This window comes from Algoriphagus aestuariicola, assembly GCF_017254835.1.
In the GTDB taxonomy this organism is placed as follows: Bacteria; Bacteroidota; Bacteroidia; order Cytophagales; family Cyclobacteriaceae; genus Algoriphagus; species Algoriphagus aestuariicola.
The window spans coordinates 1,020,730-1,040,167 of sequence record NZ_JAFKCW010000002.1; the positions used below are offsets into that span (position 1 = coordinate 1,020,730).

Annotated in this window: 10 protein-coding genes; 7 read left to right on the plus strand and 3 right to left on the minus strand. The window is 50.5% G+C overall.

Going from position 1 to position 19,438, the window contains the following annotated elements; genetic code table 11:
- Window positions 1-23: 23 nt before the first annotated feature.
- A complete protein-coding gene (locus tag J0A67_RS11545) occupies window positions 24-2,066 on the minus strand; it encodes a glycoside hydrolase family 3 protein (protein WP_206569484.1) in 2,043 nt (680 codons plus the stop codon).
- Between the two features lie 1,236 nt (window positions 2,067-3,302).
- On the opposite strand from J0A67_RS11545, the gene J0A67_RS11550 reads away from it, so the two are divergent.
- The 4 genes from J0A67_RS11550 (at window position 3,303) to J0A67_RS11565 (ending at window position 13,995) form a co-directional block, all read left to right on the plus strand.
- On the plus strand, window positions 3,303-5,417 hold the full coding sequence (locus tag J0A67_RS11550) for a beta-L-arabinofuranosidase domain-containing protein (protein WP_206569485.1): 2,115 nt from the start codon (window positions 3,303-3,305) through the stop codon (window positions 5,415-5,417).
- A gap of 329 nt (window positions 5,418-5,746) precedes the next feature.
- Window positions 5,747-10,762 (plus strand): translocation/assembly module TamB, encoded by a 5,016-nt coding sequence (locus J0A67_RS11555; protein ID WP_241265149.1) that lies wholly within the window; start codon window positions 5,747-5,749, stop codon window positions 10,760-10,762.
- The gene (tamL, locus tag J0A67_RS11560; RefSeq protein ID WP_206569486.1) at window positions 10,743-13,034 is read left to right on the plus strand and encodes a translocation and assembly module lipoprotein TamL; all 2,292 of its coding nucleotides are present in this window, start codon (window positions 10,743-10,745) and stop codon (window positions 13,032-13,034) included. Before J0A67_RS11555 ends, tamL begins: the two co-directional genes overlap by 20 nt.
- Before the next feature lie 175 nt (window positions 13,035-13,209).
- Window positions 13,210-13,995, plus strand: a complete 786-nt coding sequence (locus tag J0A67_RS11565) for a hypothetical protein (RefSeq protein ID WP_206569487.1) — start codon at window positions 13,210-13,212, stop codon at window positions 13,993-13,995.
- A 38-nt stretch (window positions 13,996-14,033) separates the two neighbouring features.
- Here J0A67_RS11565 and J0A67_RS11570 read toward each other — a convergent pair whose 3' ends face one another.
- Together J0A67_RS11570 and J0A67_RS11575 are read right to left on the minus strand one after the other, a co-directional pair.
- Window positions 14,034-15,467 (minus strand): alpha-L-fucosidase, encoded by a 1,434-nt coding sequence (locus J0A67_RS11570; protein WP_206569488.1) that lies wholly within the window; start codon window positions 15,465-15,467, stop codon window positions 14,034-14,036.
- 130 nt (window positions 15,468-15,597) lie between these two features.
- Window positions 15,598-16,434, minus strand: a complete 837-nt coding sequence (locus tag J0A67_RS11575; RefSeq protein ID WP_206569489.1) for an alpha/beta hydrolase — start codon at window positions 16,432-16,434, stop codon at window positions 15,598-15,600.
- Between the two features lie 107 nt (window positions 16,435-16,541).
- Here J0A67_RS11575 and J0A67_RS11580 point away from each other — a divergent pair, with 107 nt between their 5' ends.
- The 3 genes from J0A67_RS11580 (at window position 16,542) to J0A67_RS11590 (ending at window position 19,298) form a co-directional block, all read left to right on the plus strand.
- Window positions 16,542-17,006, plus strand: a complete 465-nt coding sequence (locus J0A67_RS11580; RefSeq protein WP_206569490.1) for an SRPBCC family protein — start codon at window positions 16,542-16,544, stop codon at window positions 17,004-17,006.
- A 50-nt stretch (window positions 17,007-17,056) separates the two neighbouring features.
- On the plus strand, window positions 17,057-18,016 hold the full coding sequence (locus J0A67_RS11585) for a glycoside hydrolase family 43 protein (RefSeq protein ID WP_206569491.1): 960 nt from the start codon (window positions 17,057-17,059) through the stop codon (window positions 18,014-18,016).
- Window positions 18,017-18,089: 73 nt separating this feature from the next.
- The gene (locus J0A67_RS11590) at window positions 18,090-19,298 is read left to right on the plus strand and encodes a serine hydrolase domain-containing protein (RefSeq protein ID WP_206569492.1); all 1,209 of its coding nucleotides are present in this window, start codon (window positions 18,090-18,092) and stop codon (window positions 19,296-19,298) included.
- The last annotated feature ends 140 nt before the right edge of the window (window positions 19,299-19,438 follow it).

Here is a 19,438-nt window from a genome sequence, read left to right on the forward strand (position 1 = left end):
GCCTCCATCAACAAGACCATTCGCTAATATTCCAAACCAAATCCAAAGGGGAAAAGAGTATCCTTTTCAGGATAGCCAGGTGCATCGGGGTCTTGGGTTTTGATGGCTTCTGGATTATTTGCAAGGGCAAAAGGAAGCTTTCCTGTCGGCTTGAATTTCCCGGTAAGTATATCCATCACCGCCGCATCGCTCACGCCAAAAGTTGCCAAAATCACCCCGGAATTTAGAATGCCACTTGCCTCGTCCAAGACATAAGGTTGACGGAAGTCAATGGATAAAACGGTTTTTCCCGGACCCACTTTTTCCATAATGGCCTGTATGTCCTCCAAGGAGGGAGAGATTTTCCATGACTTGGATTTAGCCATATCAGAAAAGGCCAAGAGATCAAGTTCGTCAGGCAGAGCCCCTCCAAACATTCGATCTGCCGCTCTTTCGTTGCTGACATGAACCCGGACGATGGCGTAGTCGATATCTTCCGCAGGCAGCTTCATTTTTTCTCCTTTGGAAGCGTCATAGTCTCCGGAAAAAGCTTTAACAGCAGTCCAACTTCTCTCTTTGAACAGTGACGGATTCACCCCCATGGTAAACACCCTCAAGGAATCCTTTCCCTCCGGCTTTGCCAGCGGCAACACATTTTTATTCTGGAGCAAAACTATGGATTTTCTTTGCGCGAGGTCAGCTTTTCTCTGGAACGACGGATTCCCGATCAAATAGGCCGCGCGGTTTGGATCTACAAATGGATTCTCGAACAAGCCCAATTCAAACTGTTCTCTCAACAATCGTTTGACTGACAAAGCAACTCTTTCCTCGGGAAGTTTTCCCGAATTCACCAGTTCGAGAAGCTGCTGATTATTGTTGAAACCAGACAAAATATCTGTTCCGGCTTCAATGGCTATCAGGATTTGCTCCTCCACCGTCTTGTCTTCCAAGCCCCAAGCTCTATCGCCAATAATTCCCGTATCCGAGTTGACGTACCCTTGGAAGCCGAGCTTTTCTCTCAGTAGTTCGGTTAAAATACCCTTTGAAAATGCCATCCCAACAGTATTGGGAAGGTAGGGCTGACCTACGGGAATCCCATAATAAGCCATGATCGAGGAAGCCCCCGCCTCTATGGCCGCTTTAAACGGCTCCACATGGTAGTCAAACATATCGGCAGGATAGGCCTGATTTTTACCAAAATCGTAGTGCGGATCGCCTCCTCCTTCCTGTGGGCCTCCGCCTGGAAAATGCTTGATCGTCAAAGCCACACTCTTGGAATTCAGGGACTCGCCCTGAAGATTTTTAATCAGGACCGTAATGATCTCCGAAGCAAGTTTGCTGTCTTCTGTAAAAGTCTCGTGCACTCTATACCAACGAGGTTCCGTAGAGAGATCCGCCATGTAGCCATACATGCCTCGTAAACCTATGGAAGTCCATTCTTCCGCCATGGTCTTCGCAAAGTCAGCGATCAGTCCCAAGTCGCGGGTGGCGGCAAGCCCACTTTCTTTTGGCCAAGCCGAAAATGCGCCGGATTCCACGTTTATTCCCGCTCGTGCGTCATAGTCCATGTGATTCCTCGCATTGGACTTAAACATCAGAGGAATTCCCAGTCTGCTATTTTCCGCAATTTCCTGTACAGCATTCATAAACTGGGCGGCTTCATAGGGTGTGATCTGAACACCTGCAAACCCATTTCCAGGACCCCCAGTTCGGACTGGACTTTGGGACACGGAATTTCGAAAAATGAATCGGGTCATTTTTTCTTTCTCGATGAAATCTACAGCTCTTTCGGAAACTTTGCCATATTCCTCTGCATTTAGGGTATTGATCAAAAGCATCCCTACTTTTTCCTCCAAGGTCATCTGGCGGAGAAGATCGGCAACGCGTGCATCGACCGATTGCCTCCAATCCTCATAGACATCCAGTGTTTGATTCTTGTTGAGATCCTTAAACTCAAGTTGATCCTGGTGAATTACGCTCACAGATCTCGCGTCAACTTTTGGTTGGTAAGTAGGAACTGCCTGTCCGACTGAATTTGCAGCAAAACAGAGTATCCCTAGAAAAGCTAAAACAGATGCTTTGGCCATGATGGTTTGGTTTTGGGTTTTTCGTCAATGACCTAATATAAAAAACAATAATGGGATAGGCGCGGTGGGCCGACGCAGGAGCGGGCAAGTGTTAGGCCTCGCGCGCGGAAATGCCGATAGCCATGGGGACTGCGCCTTGTCCTGAAAACTTTCGGGATGGTTCTTTTGGGTCAAGCTAAACGAATAAAGATGAGCAGAGAGGCAGCTTAATTAGTTTACCTCTGCCTCTGTCCCAGCGAGTGTCCCCGCTCGCTATTTTGTTCCTTTTTGGGGCAAGTAAAGATGCTTGGGGGAGGCAGATGACACTGCAGCTAGTATAGCTTTGGAGGTAACATCCGTATAAACACCACTCCCCATCTCAGTTTCGTGTATCTCCATTTTGGAGGAGATTGATTTCCGGCTCGGGGGACAATTCAACCGCTTTGTCCTCGCTTTCCGAGCTTAGTCCGAAATGTTGGATACGGAGCGTTCATACATTCCCCTAAAGATATCAGAGTTTCTGAAAACGAAAGGATGTTTTTTCATGAAAATGAGATTTGCGGGAAGAAAGGGAGGGTAGAGTTTGGAGGGCATATACCTCCAGAAGGTAGTCGGGTATCCTTTTTGGCTACTGCTGTACCTTCCGAGGGTAGTTGGGTACCTTTTTTGGCTACCGCTGTACCTTCTGAGGGTAGTCGGGTACCTTATTTGGCTACCGCTGTACCTTCTGAGGGTAATCGGGTACCTTATTTGGCTACCGCTGTACCTTCTGAGGGTAGTTGGGTACCTTATTTTGGTACAGCTGTACCTTCCGAAGGTAGTGCTGTACCTTATTTGGGTACCCGTCGAGCTTTTTTAGAGACAGCTGTACCTTTTTTACAGACAGTTTTAGCCTTTTTGGGAACAGCTGTACCTTTTTTGGTGACAGGTCGAGCCTTTTTTGGTACAGCTGTACCTTCCGAGGGTAGTCAGGCACCTAATTTTGGTACAGGTGTAGCTTCTGAAGGTAAAATATACTCCCTTCATAGGAACTCGCCTGAATCGCCCAATTTCCAGCTTGGGCATATCTTCCGTCTTCCGTCTCACCCGACATCGCTCATCCAACCTCCCACACTTGTGCTGAGCTTGTCGAAGCATCCCGACTTCCTACTCCCAAACTTCCTACCCTTGTGCTGAGCTTGTCGAAGCATCCCATTGCCACCTCGCATCCAATTCCCTATTTTAAGCTTTCGAAGTCATCCCTCTGACCCGCTATTCATGAAGAAATCACTCGTTTTGTTTGCCGTCTCAGCGCTGATCTTCGCCTGCTCTCCCCAGCCAAAAGAAGAAGTCAAGGCTACAGCGCATTACCTGACCAATCGCGCGCCTCTTGTCCCGACGAGCTACCTAGAGCTTCCCATTGGCAGCATCAAACCCAAAGGTTGGCTCGAAGAGCAGCTCAAGCGCATGGCCACTGGGCTGACTGGTCACTTGGACGAAGTGTATCCCGAAGTGGTCGGAGCCCGAAACGGCTGGCTTGGAGGTGACGGGGACGGCTGGGAACGCGGCCCCTATTGGATCGATGGGCTTTTGCCACTTGCCTACATTCTCGATGACGAAGCCCTCAAAGCCAAAGCCCAAACTTGGGTGGATTGGACCCTCAACAACCAAGCGGAATCAGGATACCTTGGCCCGATCCCCTTTGAAACCGACCCTACACCAGAGCCCGGAATCCAAAAGGGGCCTCGTGAAGACTGGTGGCCCAAAATGGTGATGCTGAAAGTCCTTCAGCAATATTATCAGGCAACAGAAGATCCACGCGTGATTGAGGCCTTGACCCAATATTTTCATTACCAGCTAGAAGAACTTCCAAAAAAACCTCTGGACCATCTCTCCTTTTGGGCCAATCGTCGCGCAGGCGACAATCTCTTGGTGGTGTATTGGCTGTACAACATCACCGGAGATGAAAAGCTTCTGGAACTGGGTGAGCTCATCCAAAAGCAGACCTTCCCTTGGCAGGCGATCTACACCAATGCCGAAAATGGGCTGCAAAACGACAATGTCCACTTCTACAACCAGATCAAATCCTATCCTTTTGATTCGGCAGAAATCTCCAAGATCACCCTCTCCAAACTTCCCGGCCTCCACACCGTGAACGTCGCCCAAGGACTAAAACAGCCCATCGTATACTACCAAAAAAGCGGTGATGGCGATGCCATTGCGGCAGTAAAAAAAGCGCTAAAAGACCTCCAGACTTACCACGGCCAAGTGCAGGGAATGTACGGAGGTGACGAACCCCTGCATGGAAACAATCCGGTGCAGGGAATAGAATTCTGCTCGATCGCGGAGGAAATGTATTCTTTGGAGACGATGGTCAAGATCACCGGAGACATGGACTTTGCCGACCTTTTGGAAAAGATCACTTACAACGCCCTCCCGACTCAGGCTTCGGATGATTTCACTTCGCGTCAATACTTTCAGGCAGCCAACCAAGTAGAGCTTTCCGACCGACTGGAAACTTCCTACGAAACAAAGAACCACGGCGGAACAGACTTTGTCTTTGGCACACTCTCCGGCTATCCCTGCTGCACCACTAACATGCACCAAAGCTGGCCCAAGTATGTCCAAAACCTCTTTTATGCCACAGCTGACGGAGGCGTGGCCGCCTTCCAATATGCGCCAAGCGAAGTGGAAATCTTGGTAGGTCAAGGTGCGAAATTGAAGCTTACCGAAAAGACCCAATTCCCGTTTAGGGAGGAAGTGAACTTTGAAATGGAGCTCTCGGAATCAGCCCGTTTTCCCTTTCATCTGCGGATTCCCGCTTGGGCCAAGGATTTCGAAATTTTGGTGAATGGAGAAAAGCAATCGCCCGAAATCCAAAACAGAATCGCGATCATCGACAGGGAATGGAAAAGCGGCGATGAAGTCAAGCTTAGGCTACCCATGGCGCTCAGCTCATCGACCTGGTATCAGGGCATGGTCAGTATCGAGCGGGGACCCTTGGTCTACAGTTTGAAAATCGAAAGTGAGGAAAGAGTCAAGGATAGAAACGACCGATTCAGGGCCTTCACAGAGGTGTTTCCGACAAGCGATTGGAATTTTGCGCTGAACCCGGCCGACCTCAGGGACATGGCAAAAACTGTTGAAGTGATAGAGAAAGAATGGGATGGCCGCTATCCCTGGAATCTGGAAAACGTACCCATAGAACTGCAAATGGAGGGAGTCCAAATTCCTGAGTGGAAACTGGTGAAAGGTGCCCCTCAACTTCCAAATGGACTTTCCCCAAAGATTTCAGCAAAAGAACTGGAGCAACGCAAAAAGAAAATCATGCTGGTTCCCTATGGTTGCACCATGCTTCGAATCACGGAGTTCCCCCTTGTCGGCGTGGAGTAGATAAACCGTTACTTTCGGCATTTTTCGACTATTTTACGAATGGGTCCATCGTGGCTTGCTTATTGATTTGATGATAGTCGCGGTTTTCCGGTATAACTTTGAAATCGGCGGCACGCGCGACCCAAGGTAGCCTACGTCCAAAAACCAGAGCAAGAGAACTCGCTGTATTCCGTGGTCGGCAATCTACAGTAAGGTCGGTTGCCTATGGTCTGTGGACAAGATTCTACAGTCAATGCTCGTTTTTTCTGTAGAAAGTTGCGTTCAGTGATTACCTGTAAATTATTTAAGCTATTACGACCAAGAAGCTTCTTTTTAAGATTTTCAAGATTTTGGGGATCATCCTCGGAGTCGTTTTGGTGATCTTGATCGCCGGGATCCTTTTTGTCCGAAGCCCATGGGGACAAGAGGTGATTGTAGGAAAAGCGGTCTCATTTGTCAAGGAAAAGACCGGTACTGAAATTCGAATCGGCCGTCTCTTTGTCACCTTCTCCGGCAATGTGTTTCTGGAAGAATTCTATCTCGAAGACCTTCAGCGGGACACGCTGCTCTACTCGCGAAAACTTGAAGCTGGCGTAGCCATTATGCCTCTCCTGAGCACCGGGGCTATCCACGTCACCCGGCTAGACTGGGAAGGGCTGACCGCACGCGTAAGCAGACCGGACTCCAGTGGCAAATTCAATTTTGATTTTCTCATGGAAGCTTTCGCCTCCGATACTGCACAGGCCAGTCCTGCAGACACAGCGGCCACCAGTCCCCTTTCCCTCTCCATCGCTCCTGCGAGCTTGCGGGAAGTGGATTTGATATACAAAGACGAGGTAATGGGCATAGACGCAGCGCTTATTCTCGGTTCGCTCGAAGTGGCTGTTTCGGACATCGACCTGGAAAACTTCAACTTTGGGATAGATTTGGTCGCCCTGAAAAACACCAGTGGGAGGTATCTCCAGACCAAGCCCTTTCCTCCTTCGGAGGAGGAAGAAAGCGAGTCCCCCATGCCCAGCTTGAGGCTGGACGAGTTGCTCCTGTCCAACATCGCCCTAGACTATCAAAGCGAGCCCGACCGCATGGCGGCAGAAGCGAAAATAGGATTGTTTATTGTCGAGCTTCCCGAAGCAAATCTCTGGGATCAGGTCATCCATCTGGCCAAAGCAGAACTGAAGGGCAGCAGCCTCAGCTATTCGGATTTTTCGGAGAAAGCTGAATCGGGTGATGAAAGCAGTGCGGATACCGTGGCTTTTGTTTGGCCGGACTGGGTGGTACAGGCCGACCAGCTTAGCGTTGACGCTACTGACATCCAATATAAATCGGCAGATATAGAGGCCCGGACGGGCGAATTCAACCCCGAGGCAATCAGCATCTTCGGACTGAAGTTTGACGCAAAAGACATCACACTGGAAGACGAAAAAGCCACTGCAAACCTCCGCGAATTTCACTTCACAGAGGGCAGCGGATTTGAGCTGGCTAAGTTTCAGTTTGAGCTGGACTTGGATGGTCGCTCCACACAGATCAGCGACCTGGTAGTGGAAACCAACCGCTCCTATCTGGCTGGAAATGCAAGCGTGGACTATGCATCCATAGCTGATTTGGTGAACAGGCCTGAGCAAAGCAAAATCGAACTCCAAGTGGAAGACACCCGCTTGGACGTGAGGGACGCCTATTTTTTCTCTCCCACCCTAAGCCAAGACACGCTCGTTCGGGAGATCGCCAAAGCGCCTTTGATGCTGGATGCCGAAGTAGATGGAACCTTGGAAAACATTCGTATTCAAGACCTGGGATTGGCCTGGTCGGAGACAAGGCTCCGTATGAGCGGAAGTATCCGAGAGCCGATGGACATGGAGCGGCTTCGAATCGATCTCCCCTCGATCAGCGGGCGGTCTACCCGCTCGGATATCCGTCGTTTTGTCGATGAGCAGGCCCTGGGCATACAGCTGCCCGAGGAGCTGAACTTGCAATCCGACGTGAGAGGAAGTTTGGACGACATGGTGGCCAAGGTGGATCTGGAGACCAGTCTAGGAAACATCAACTTGGCGGGAAATTACCAAAACCGACAGACCCTGGCTTTTGACGCAGACCTGACCGTGCAGGAGCTTCAGCTGGCAACTCTTCTCAACATGCCCGAGCTGGACACGGCAAGCTTTCGGATTAAAGCAGTCGGCTCTGGAACAGACGTTTATTCCATGGACGCCGAGCTGAGTTCCTCTTTCGAAAGGCTCCAGCTCTATGGAGTGGACTACAGTGGGCTCAATTTGGAAGGGAAACTCGTGGATGGGGCCGGGGACCTACGGATGTGGATCAAGAAAGAGTTTTTAGACTTTGACCTTTTGACACAGCTGGATCTGGATTCCGCCAGCTCCAAGATAGATCTCAGCCTCAACTTGGAGGGAGCGGATTTTCGGGAGCTGGGCTTGACTGCCGAAAACAGCCGCGCCAAGCTCCTGCTGCAAGCAAACTTTGAAGGCAATCCGGAGGCTTTCGACCTGGGTGTGCATCTGAGCGAGGGCAATATATTTTTCAAAGACAGAAATTACCAAACAGGCCTCCTTGATCTTGCGGCGCACTTGAGGCCCGACACCACCAGTGTGGACATTTCCAGCAAGATCATCAACGGTTATCTCCGCTCAAACTCCTCGACCAGTCAACTGCAGACCGCGCTGGCAGATCTCTTTACCCACTATCTGGACTCCACCGCACAGCGAAACTATCAGGGCGATTCGCTTCGGATGAATGTTGACTTGCAAATCAGCTCCGATCCCATCCTCACCAATGTGCTGGTATCCGGATTGGAGGGCTTTGACAGCGCCCGGGTCAAAGTTGATTTTGTCCAAGCGACCGATTCCCTTGTGGCTGCGATTGACTTCCCCTATGTGAACTATGCCGGCACCGAGATTGATAGTCTCCATGCCCGGATCAACGGTACGGGAAAGGAACTAGACCTCGAGCTTGGATTCCAAAATTTGACGACGGGGCCAATAGCGATGCAAAAGACTCAGCTCACGGGAGTGTTGGACAATTCCATCCTGCTCCTTGACTTCGTGACCCATCGGGGGGAAGACGTGCTAGCGCACATCCCCTTCGAAATCGGCATCACCGGTGACTCTACCCAGATCCGCATTTCCCCCGAGGATCTCACGCTAAATGGCGAATCCTGGGATATCCCCACGACCAACCGCATGAACTACGCTACAGGTGAACTTCGATTCGAGGATTTTGAACTGAATAACCAAAACCAAAGCCTGCGCATCGAAAACGACGTCCCCGGCTTTTCCGAAAAGAATATCGCCACAGAATTCAGCAACTTCCGATTGGAAACCCTGACCGGGATGCTGAATCCGAGCGACACGCTTGCCGGAGGGGCATTGCAGGGGGAATTGGTCGTGGAAAATCCCTTTGGGGCGACCGGGCTCATGGGCAAAATCAACGTGGACAGCCTTGTGGTAATGGATACTCCGCTCGGCAATCTAGCTCTCGAGGCTACCGCAAAAAGTCTTGGCAACTACATCCTTGCCTTAACATTAAAGGACCAAGGAGTGGATTTGGGTCTGAATGGAAGTTTCGTCGCCGATGAAGCTGGGGCAAACATCGCTCTGGATCTGGACCTAAATCGGATAGATATGCAAAAAATAGCCTCCCTATCCCAAGGCGAACTAACCGATGGAAAGGGATATCTCAGCGGCAAAGTGAAGGTCGAAGGGACCACCGTCGATCCAGTGTACGAGGGGGAATTCCGTTTTAGCGAGGCCTCTATCATTCCGACCCAGCTGAGCACTACTTACGTCCTGTCGGACGAAATCCTCCGCATCGACAATGAGGGTGTCTATTTTGACGAGTTTACCATCCGTGACGAAGAAGGCAACACCTTTGCGGTAAATGGAACGGTCTTCACGGAGAGCTTTACCAACCCCTCATTTGATCTGCAGCTGGATGCCGAAAACTTCATGGCGATCAACTCAACCAACGATGAAAACGAACTGGTCTTTGGCAAAGCCTCCCTCGACGCCGATGTCAGCGTCCAAGGTGATCTGGCGCTGCCGGTCGTGCGAGCAAGGCTTCGCATCCGCGACAACACCGACCTGACTGTGATCATCCCCGAGTCCGAGCTAGACCTCGTCGAACGTGAAGGCGTGGTCAATTTTGTCAACCGATCCGACCCCAACGATATTCTGACGCGTCCTCTGGATGAGACCACGAGCTCCTTTGCCGGATATGAGATCCACGCCGCACTTGCGGTTGACCCTGAGGCAAGCTTCAAAGTCGTGATCGACCCCTCCACCGGCGACAACCTCACCATTGCGGGGGATTCGGAGCTGCAGATGGACATCAACCCCAACGGGCGTGTTACGCTGACCGGAGCCTACGAGGTCAATGGAGGCTTTTATGAGATGTCGCTGTACAATCTGATCAGCAAAAAATTCGACATCAACCCCGGCAGCCGCATCACCTGGAACGGGGATCCCATGGATGCCACTCTGGACCTCCGTGCGATCTACGCGGTGGAAACCAGCGCCGCCGACCTGATGTCCGCCCAGCTATCCGGCTCCGACAGCGAGATCATCAGCCAGTATCAACAGCGGCTGAGTTTCCTGGTCTATCTCAATGTAAAAGGCGACCTACTCAAACCGGAAATTACCTTTGCCTTGGACATGCCAGAGAGCGAGCGAGGGGCTTTTGGGGGAAATGTTTACTCCCGAGTGTTGCAGGTCAATGGACAGGAGGACGAGCTGAACAAGCAGGTATTTTCCCTGCTGGTTTTGGACCGCTTCTTCCCATCCACGGGGAGCGATGGATCCAGCGGCGGCGCCGAAGCCATCGCGCGCAACAGCGCCAGCCAGCTCCTATCCAGCCAGATGAACGCCCTCTCCAGCAAGATCTTCGGGGAGGAAAGCGGATTTTCGGTGGGCTTTGATGTGGACAGCTACCAGGACTACCAAAGCGGCTCCGCCCAAAACCGAACAGACCTCAATATCAACGCCCAGCAGCGGCTATTTGACGACCGCCTCATCGTGGAAGTGGGGAGCCAAGTGGGATTGGAAGGGAATTCTTCCCAAAGCCAAGAACAGGAAGCCAACGCCCTCTTGGCCAATATCAGCTTCGAATATCTCCTCACCGAGGACGGGCGATGGAGGATACGGGTCTTCCGCAAAAACCAATTCGAGTCCATCATCGACGGACAGCTCTTCGTCACCGGGATAGGATTGATACTTAATCGGGAGTTCAATGAGTTTTCCGAGCTCTGGAGGCCTCCCGTCAAGGAGGAAGAAGAGGAAGCGCTGACCAAAAAAGAAAAGCGAAATCGCAAAAAAACCGCCAAAGAACAAGAACAGAAAGACAATGAAGATCCTGACCAATAGCGTGGCGACGGCAGTACTGCTGATGCTGGTCCTGTTGGGATGCAGCGTAAAAAAATACATTCCTGAGGATGAGTTTCTCTACACCGGCGCGGAGCTGATAGTCAATTACAGCGGCAAGGTGGATGGCAAAAAGAAGCTGAACGAGGAGCTGGAAGGCCTGCTCAGGCCTGAGCCCAATGGGAAATTCCTCGGGATGTACGTCGGGCTTTGGGCACACTATAAAACCCGTGGGGATTCGGCAGGCTTTGTCCCCCGGTTTATCAACAAAAAATGGGGAGAAGAACCCGTTTATTTCAAGCAGGTCAACACTTCCCGCACCGAGGAACTGATCCTCAACCGTCTGGAAAACCGCGGCTTTTTCTATGGGGCAGCGGCATCGGAGGTTTTCCGAAAAAACAAGTTTGCCAACGTTAGCTATATGGCGGAAGTTGGCGAACCCTACCGCATGGACACGCTAATCATCGAGCGAGATTCCTCGCTGATCAGTCGGGAGATCGTCCTTTCGCAGGAAAAACCCAAGCTCAAAAAAGGTGACCGTTTCGACCTAGACCGGCTGAAGCAGGAACGCTCCCGCATCGACTCCCTGGTGAAGCTAAAAGGCTACTACAACTTTAACGCCGACTACCTCATCTTCGAGGCCGACACCAACGACACCGACTCCCTTCGAAACTTCCGACTCTACCTGCGGATGAAAAACGCCGTCCCGCAGTCCGGCAAAGTCCCCTATGTGATAGACAGCATCAAGGTCTTTCCCAACTACTCCATCGAGGAGGACGAGACCGAGGCAGACACCGTCGTCTACAACGAGAAGTTTTACATCCAGGAGGGCACCACCTTCAAGGAGGATCTTCTGGACCAATACATCCTCATCGGTACCGAGGAGCGCTACGATCCCCAAAAATCCCGCTTGAGCAGCAATCGGCTCAGCAACATCGGCAACTACAAATTTGTCAACCTACGGTATGAAGACCTGAAGATCTTCGACTCCACCGGCCATCTCAGTGCCGAGTTTCACCTCTCGCCGATGACCAAGCGATCCCTGCGGGCAGAGCTCCTCGGGGTGTCTAAGTCCAACTCCTTTGCCGGGCCAACCCTGGGATTAGCCTATCGCAACCGAAACCTCTTCAAGGGCGGGGAAATGATCAACATCACCGCCAGGGCTGGGTATGAATTTCAGGTAGCCTCCGGCAACCAGGACAAGCTACACTCCTTGGAACTGGGCTTGCAGGGTGACTTGATCTTTCCGCGCATCATCTTTTTCGTGCCAATTCGGGAGCGGTTTAGCTACTCGGTACCCAAGACCAAAATCAGTGTGGGGACCGAATACCTCGCCCGCGGAGGCCTTTATCGACTCAATTCATTCTTTACGAGTTTCGGCTACCTCTGGAATGCCAACCGATACGCCTTCCATGAATTTACTCCGATCAATATCAACCTGGTCAATCTTACCTACACCACTCCAGAGTTTGAAGAGATCCTCGACAGCAACCCCTTCCTTAGGAAAAGCTTCGAGCAAAACTTCATCCTAGGCATCAATTATGTCTTCAACTACAACAAGCTCAACGACCGCTATCGCACCCATGGCTACTTCCTGGGCATTGGGTTGGACTTTGCCGGCAATTTGGCCAATGGGCTGGAAAACATCTTCGGGGAAAGTGACGGCAAGATCCTCGGACTGGAATATGCCCAATACGGGAAGCTGGATCTCGATCTAAGATATCACCTCAATCTCTCCAGGGAGCAAACCATCGCCACACGCCTCTATGCCGGCTGGGGCCTTCCGTTTAACCGAAGCCTCTCACTCCCCTACTCCAAGCAGTTTTTCTCGGGTGGGCCTCACAGCGTCCGGGCCTTTCGTATCCGGTCAATCGGCCCGGGAACCTACCGCCCTCCGGTTAGTGACAACAATTCCTACTTTGACCAAACCGGGGATATCCGAATGGAAGGAAACATCGAATACCGCTTCCCCATCGTGTCCTTCCTGAAGGGAGCGCTATTCATGGACGCGGGCAATATTTGGCTGCAAAACGAAAACGAAGCCCTTCCAGGAGGCAAGTTCAGTTCCAGCTGGTGGAAAGAACTCGCTGTAGGCACCGGAGTGGGACTCAGGATTGACATCCAGTATTTCGTGATCCGCTTTGACCTGGCCACCCCCGTCCGCGTACCGTACCTCCCGGAGGGGGATCGTTGGGGTAATAGCTTTGACATTGGCAGCAAGACCTGGCGGCGAGAAAACCTGATTTTCAACTTCGCCATAGGGTATCCTTTCTAGGAGATATATTAAATAGAGGACCCTGGATTTCAGTTTTTGTTAAAATTCCTTTTGATGAAAAAGCTGACCCCATTAAGACATCTAACTAGCTGACAATGAGATGATCGTTTAATTTCCTAATTTGGCGAAAGGACGGTCGGAAAGGCAGAGGCAAAACCCAAAATCAGCTCAAAAAATGGGAAGGATTCAATTCTTTGAATGGGAAGACCAGGCTTGGTTTCCAGCGAGGATCAGGGACTACATGACCGACTTCCTCCAGTTTTTGACCAATAAAACGAGAATGTTTTCGCCCTTGGTGCCTGAACTGAACTACCTTCTGAAAACTACAGGATCCAACCAACTCATCGATCTAGGTTCGGGTGGAGGCGGAGGACTACTCTCCCTCAATGAAGACCTCCAGAAAATCAACCCTGAGGTTAAGATTGTCCTTACTGACCTCTATCCCAACCACAAAGCTTTCCAGTTTACGCAAAGCCAAGCCCGTAATTTCAAGGCTATCCCCGAACCCGTGGATGCGAGAAATGTCCCCAAGAAACTCAAAGGAGTCCGAACCATGTTTCTCTCCTTTCACCATTTCGGGCCGGAGGATGCGGTCCGGATCCTTCAAAACGCAGTGGATTCCAAGCAGGCGATCTTCATCGCGGAGGGGCAAGACCGATCGGTTCTCAGCATTTTGGCCATGTTTTTCTCTCCACTTACCGTACTTTTCACTACTCCGCTGATTCGCCCATTTTCTTGGGGAAGACTTGTTTTTACCTATCCTCTCCCGCTGGTCCCCTTGTTTACTTGGTGGGATGGTATCGTGTCTGCGTTGAGAACTTATTCAGTGGAAGAATTGCAAGGCTTGATTCAAAACGTGTCCAATTCCGAATCTTACGAGTGGAAGACAGACCGAGTCAAATCAGGCCCAGCCCACCTCATTTTCCTCTCCGGACATCCAAAAAATCGAAAAGCCGATTGAGATCCCAATCGGCTTATTGACTTCAGAAACGTTAAATTCTAGTTGTATTTCAGGACAATCGCTGGAGAATTGCTCAGTTTCTGCTGTAGACTTTTTGGCAAAGTGACGACTGTTTTTCCTGATTCAGTCTTCCATTTAAGAGTTCCTTTTTCTCCCAAAACTTGAATCTTTGCTCCCTTTGACGGTGCATTTACTGTCCAGGAAATGGTTTCACCCAGCTTTTCACCTTCTTCCAAAGGCAAAATCGCATACATTTCTTTTTGCTTTCCTTGGGTGAAATAGACCTTTCCGTCCTTGAAGTTCTCAATCGCTCGGGTATTATATATCCCTTCACCATTTACTTCCAGCCACTTTCCAATTTCTTCCAGTCTAGCAATTTGTTCAGGCAAAAACTGACCGTCCGCAGTCGGCCCCACCCCCAAAAGCAGGTTACCACCTTTGGCGACAATTTCTACCAACAGTTGAATCACCTTTCGGGAAGGCTTGAATTTGTCATTTGGCACATAGCCCCAAGCACCGCCAAGGGTGATGCAACTCTCCCAGGGGTCGGCCGACATTGTTGCAGGTATTCCTTGCTCCGGCGTGCGGTAGTTTTCAAAGGGACCATGGACGGTGCGGTCGACGATCAGGATACCTTCTTGGTTTTTTCTTGCCATCTCGGCGATCCTCGGCATGTTGATTTCCTGATCAAAGTCGGGTATCGGCGCTCCCCAGCTCAGCACTTCCTCGTTGACAGTCGAGCGGGGCCTTACCCATCCCCCATCCAGCCAGAGTATGTCGATACCGCCATAGCGGGTAGTTATCTCATTGATCTGATTGTAGGTAAATTCCTTAAACTGATTCCACCTCCAAGGATTCTTGCGGATATCATAGTTCACATTGCGATCTGGAGTCGCATAATAGTCCCACCAGAAATATTGTGAATGCCAATCCGGCTTGGAGTAATAGGCGCCAATCATCATGTCTTTAGCTCTAAAGGCATCAAAAACATACTTCGCAACGTCGGCTTTGGGGTGGTTTTTAAACGGTCCTTCAGTGATTTTATAGTCGGTGAACTGCGTGTCAAACATGTTGAAGCCATCGTGATGCTTGGTGGTAAACACCACGTATTTCATCCCAGCTTTTGCAGCTGCGTCGGCCCACTGCTCAGGATTGAAGCCCTGCGGATTGAATTGGTCTTTTAAGCCAAAGTACCACTTCTTATAGTCGGTGTAGCTTTGGGTGGTGTCCTTTCGGCGAATCCAGTCCTCATTGTTGATGCTCCAAGACTCGACTATTCCAGGCACAGCATAGATTCCCCAGTGGATCAGGATTCCAAACTTCTGATCCCTCCACTGTTCGAGTTTTTCCAAGACTTCTGGCTCGGTGGGGTATTCGTAAGCTTGTGAGGTTGGGTGAAGCGTGTTTTGGGCGAGAAGGCCGAAAGAAAACAAAAGGGCTGACAATAGAAGCCCAAGAGACTTTTTACTCATGGAAAATAAATCTAAAATCGGATTTGCTAGCCGGAGGGAAACTCCAGCTTTTAAAGGTAAGAGGGAATGGCAATATGGACAACAAAAAATAGGGCATCGGCCTAAACCGAGCATCCGCGGTCACTGAGCGTCAAATCCTCTTTTCTAGCCAATCCAAAATAAGCGTTCGATACCTTTCGGCTTCCAAGTCCCGAATCAGTTCGTGATATCCGCCCGGAAAAATCTCCAAGGTCTTGTCTTTGGAAGACGCTTGTTCAAAAAGCAGCTGAGAGCCCTTGGGATTGGTCAGACGATCTGCATCTCCATGGAGAATCAGTAAAGGCAGTCTAAACTCAGCCGCATGGCTCTGAATGTATTTCATCTGACGATAAAGTTCAGTTCCAGTTCGGGCCGGGATGCTTTCTTGATAGATCAAGGGATCAGCCTTGTACTTTTCAACCTCCTCAGGAACCCTAGAAATTCCAGTGATATCCAATTTTAAAGCTTTGAGCTTGGGCAGATATCTACTCACCAAATCCGAAACCGCGATCAGCAATTTGGAAGTACCATCAGCCTCCTTTATCGCCGGGCTGCTCAGGATCACTCCGGCAGCATCCGGCTTTCTTTTGAGGACAAAAGCTGCCACCAGTCCGCCGCCCATACTATGGCCGTAAATAAACGCCGGAATCCCTGCCAGGTAATTCTTGGCTTTCCCAAAAAGCATTTCGATATCTGTCAGATAGTCTTCAGCTGACTCATAAAAAGCGGTTGGCTGTTTGCTTTCCGAATTTCCATGCCCCCGACCGTCGAAGGTGAAAACGGCTATTTCGGCCTCGACCAATTTTCCGGCAAAATCCGCATACCTCCCGCTGTGCTCGCCCAATCCGTGTACCAACAGCATGCTCGCTCTAGCCTTTTCAGGCAGCCAAGCCTGCAAAAATAGCTTTTTGCCATCATGAGTGGAATAGGACGATTCGAAGTGCTGCATACGGTTTTAAGTTGGTAACCCAAAATAGGCAAAAGAGATAGCCGTTCAATCCAAAAGGTTACTTTCCTTCAAAAAACCGCTATTTTAAGTTCTCAAATAGTCCAGCCATGACCAGCGAAATCCTCCAAACCACACCAGATTCCGAAATAGTCTGTACGAGAGTAATTCCTTATACTCAAGGACTCGTCTACCGCGCCTGGTCAGAACCCGAGCATTTGAAAAACTGGTGGGGACCGGCTGGCTTCACCAACACCTTCCACGAGTTTGACTTTCAGGTTGGAGGCAAGTGGAACTTCACCATGCACGCCCCAACTCAGGGGAATTTTGAAAACCGATGCGAATTTATCCAAATCGAAAAGCCGAGTCTTATCGCTTGGAAGCGCCACTCCAAACCTCTATTTCAAGTCTTGGCGACTTTTGACGAGCTCGGACCCGAGCAAACGCGAGTCACCTTCAAGCAGCTTTTTGAAACTGAAGAGGAATGCGCCAAACTCAAAAAATATGTCCTGGACAAAAATGAAGAGAATATCGACCGGCTGGAAAAAGAACTCGAAAGGATGAACCGAGAATGACTTTCCACCCTACACCCTGATTTCAAACCAATAAACCTATTTCCCCAATCGTGATTTACCAGCATCTTTTTACCGCCCTTTTTCTGCTGCGCTTTCTTTTCGCCCCGCCTCCCAACCAAGACGTCATCCGACTGGCTGACCCATCGATTTTCCACCATGATTCAGTCTATTACCTCTACGGAACGGACGGCCGAGACTCCAACAAGGGCTTCGAAGTCTATACTTCAAAAGACATGGAGGTCTGGAAAAAGTCCGCCAAAAACGACGGATTCGCGCTGAAAAAAGGTGATGCTTTTGGCAGCAAAGGCTTCTGGGCTCCGCAGGTTTTTGCTTTCGGAGCTAAGTTTTACATGGCCTATACCGCCGACGAGCAGATCGCGATTGCCGTGTCGGACAGCCCACTGGGGCCTTTTACCCAAGAAAAAAAGTCTCCCCTCCCAGCTCCGGGAAAACAGATTGATCCCTACGTATTCCTAGACTCCGATGGCAAAAAGTACCTATACCATGTTAGGCTGACGGAGGGAAACCGACTCTATGTAGCAGAACTGAAAGACGATTTTTCCGGAATCAAGGAGGAGACCCTGACCTATTGCTTTCACGCAGAGGAAGATTGGGAAAATACCGCAGGATCAGAATGGACCGTATCCGAAGGACCCTCGATCATCAAGCATAGGGGATGGTACTATTTCATCTATTCGGCAAACGACTTCAGAAACCCAGACTATGCGGTCGGCTACGCAGTGGCCAAAAGCCCCCTTGGCCCCTGGACCAAAAGCGATTCCAATCCCATCTTTGACCGAGGCGATGCAAAAAACAACGGAACTGGACACGGGGACTACTTCGTGGACGGAAAGGGAAAGCTCCAATACGTCCTCCATACCCATGCTTCCGACTCTACCGTCGCGCCGCGAAAGACGGCGGTGATCGAACTGGAATTTGCACCGGGCAAAAATGGCATGGATGAATTGCGCGTAAAGGGCAACAGCTTCAGGTTTCTGCACGAAAAATAGCAATCATTCTCACTAGTCTACACCGCCCTGAATATCAAACAGAAATCCTAACTTGACAAAAACCCAAAATCCGATGGCTAAACTCTCGAGTATATTCGCTTCCCTCCTTTTTTGTGTGTTGGTCTCCGTATCAGCAGTGGCGCAAAGCAGCTTGTCCCCAGAGCGGCTCGCCCGCTATGATGCTTATTTTCAGAAAGAAATTGACGAGGGGCGGCTTCCAGGAGTGGTCACACTGATCTACAAAAACGGCGGAAAAGCCCACGAGTCAGCACTCGGCTACAGCGACTTTGCGTCAAAGACGGCGATACGCGCGGATCAGATTTTCTTTATCCAGTCCATGACCAAACCCATCGTCAGTACGGCTTTCATGATGCTCTATGAGGAGGGCTATTTCTTCTTGAACGACCCCATCTCCAAATACCTTCCCGAATTTAAAGAGATGAAGGTGGTCAAAGATCCCGAGGTCGGAAGTTCCTCCGGATTGGAACCCGCCAAATCACAAATCACCATAGCCCAAGTTTTGAGCCACACGGCGGGCTTCCTGCATGGCATCGGCCCCACCAAACTGGATGAGGAGGTTCGCGAGGCGATTTACATGTCCAATCCTCAGACCATAGAGGAGCGGGTAAAAGCGCTCGCCGCGCAGCCTTTGGCCAGCCACCCGGGAGAAAAGTGGAACTACTCAGCCTCGCCAGACATCCTCGCGAGGCTCATCGAGGTGTTTACGGGAATGAGCCCAGACGAATTCCTGAAAACGCGTCTTTTCGGCCCCTTGGGCATGAAAGACACCGGATACAATCTCAGCGAGGAGCAAACAAAACGGATGGTGCAACTCCACAATTACGACGACAACGGTACCTTGGTCAAATCCGAACGCCAGACGCCCACCTCGGGAAACACGGTTTTTGGTGGTACACACGGCCTTTTCTCGACGGCAGAGGATTACTCACGTTTTGCCAGGATGATGCTCAACGGCGGTGAGCTGGATGGCAGACGATATCTGAGTTCCAAGACGGTAGACATCATGCGGATCAATCAAAGCGGAGACCTATTTCGGGAGCCAGGCAAAGGATTTGGGCTTGGCTTTGCTGTCGTCGACGACCTAGCGGACTCCAAGGCACTGAGCTCTGAAGGCACCTTCTATTGGAGCGGAGCGTATTGCACCTATTTTTTCATCGACCCAGAAGAAGAGATGGTGGCGGTCTTTATGACCCAAGTCAACCCGTTCAGCAGCCACTACGAAAACAAGTTTCGCCAAATGGTCTATCAAGCCGTGGAATAAGCGCGAGATCGGGGGAATGATACCGCTGATCGCCTCAATGGCAATCGATAGGGACTAGATTTCAAAAACCCTTGAAAAAGTCCTGCGCGTTAAAATTCTCAGTATTTTAAACCCTGGAAACGAATCAACTGCCCACCCAC

Coding starts and splice junctions, on each gene's coding strand:
- J0A67_RS11545 (WP_206569484.1), bottom strand. CDS start 2,066: ATGGCCAAAGCATCTGTTTTAGCTTTTCTAGGGATACTCTGTTTTGCT.
- J0A67_RS11550 (WP_206569485.1), top strand. CDS start 3,303: ATGAAGAAATCACTCGTTTTGTTTGCCGTCTCAGCGCTGATCTTCGCC.
- tamL (WP_206569486.1), top strand. CDS start 10,743: ATGAAGATCCTGACCAATAGCGTGGCGACGGCAGTACTGCTGATGCTG.
- J0A67_RS11565 (WP_206569487.1), top strand. CDS start 13,210: ATGGGAAGGATTCAATTCTTTGAATGGGAAGACCAGGCTTGGTTTCCA.
- J0A67_RS11570 (WP_206569488.1), bottom strand. CDS start 15,467: ATGAGTAAAAAGTCTCTTGGGCTTCTATTGTCAGCCCTTTTGTTTTCT.
- J0A67_RS11575 (WP_206569489.1), bottom strand. CDS start 16,434: ATGCAGCACTTCGAATCGTCCTATTCCACTCATGATGGCAAAAAGCTA.
- J0A67_RS11580 (WP_206569490.1), top strand. CDS start 16,542: ATGACCAGCGAAATCCTCCAAACCACACCAGATTCCGAAATAGTCTGT.
- J0A67_RS11590 (WP_206569492.1), top strand. CDS start 18,090: ATGGCTAAACTCTCGAGTATATTCGCTTCCCTCCTTTTTTGTGTGTTG.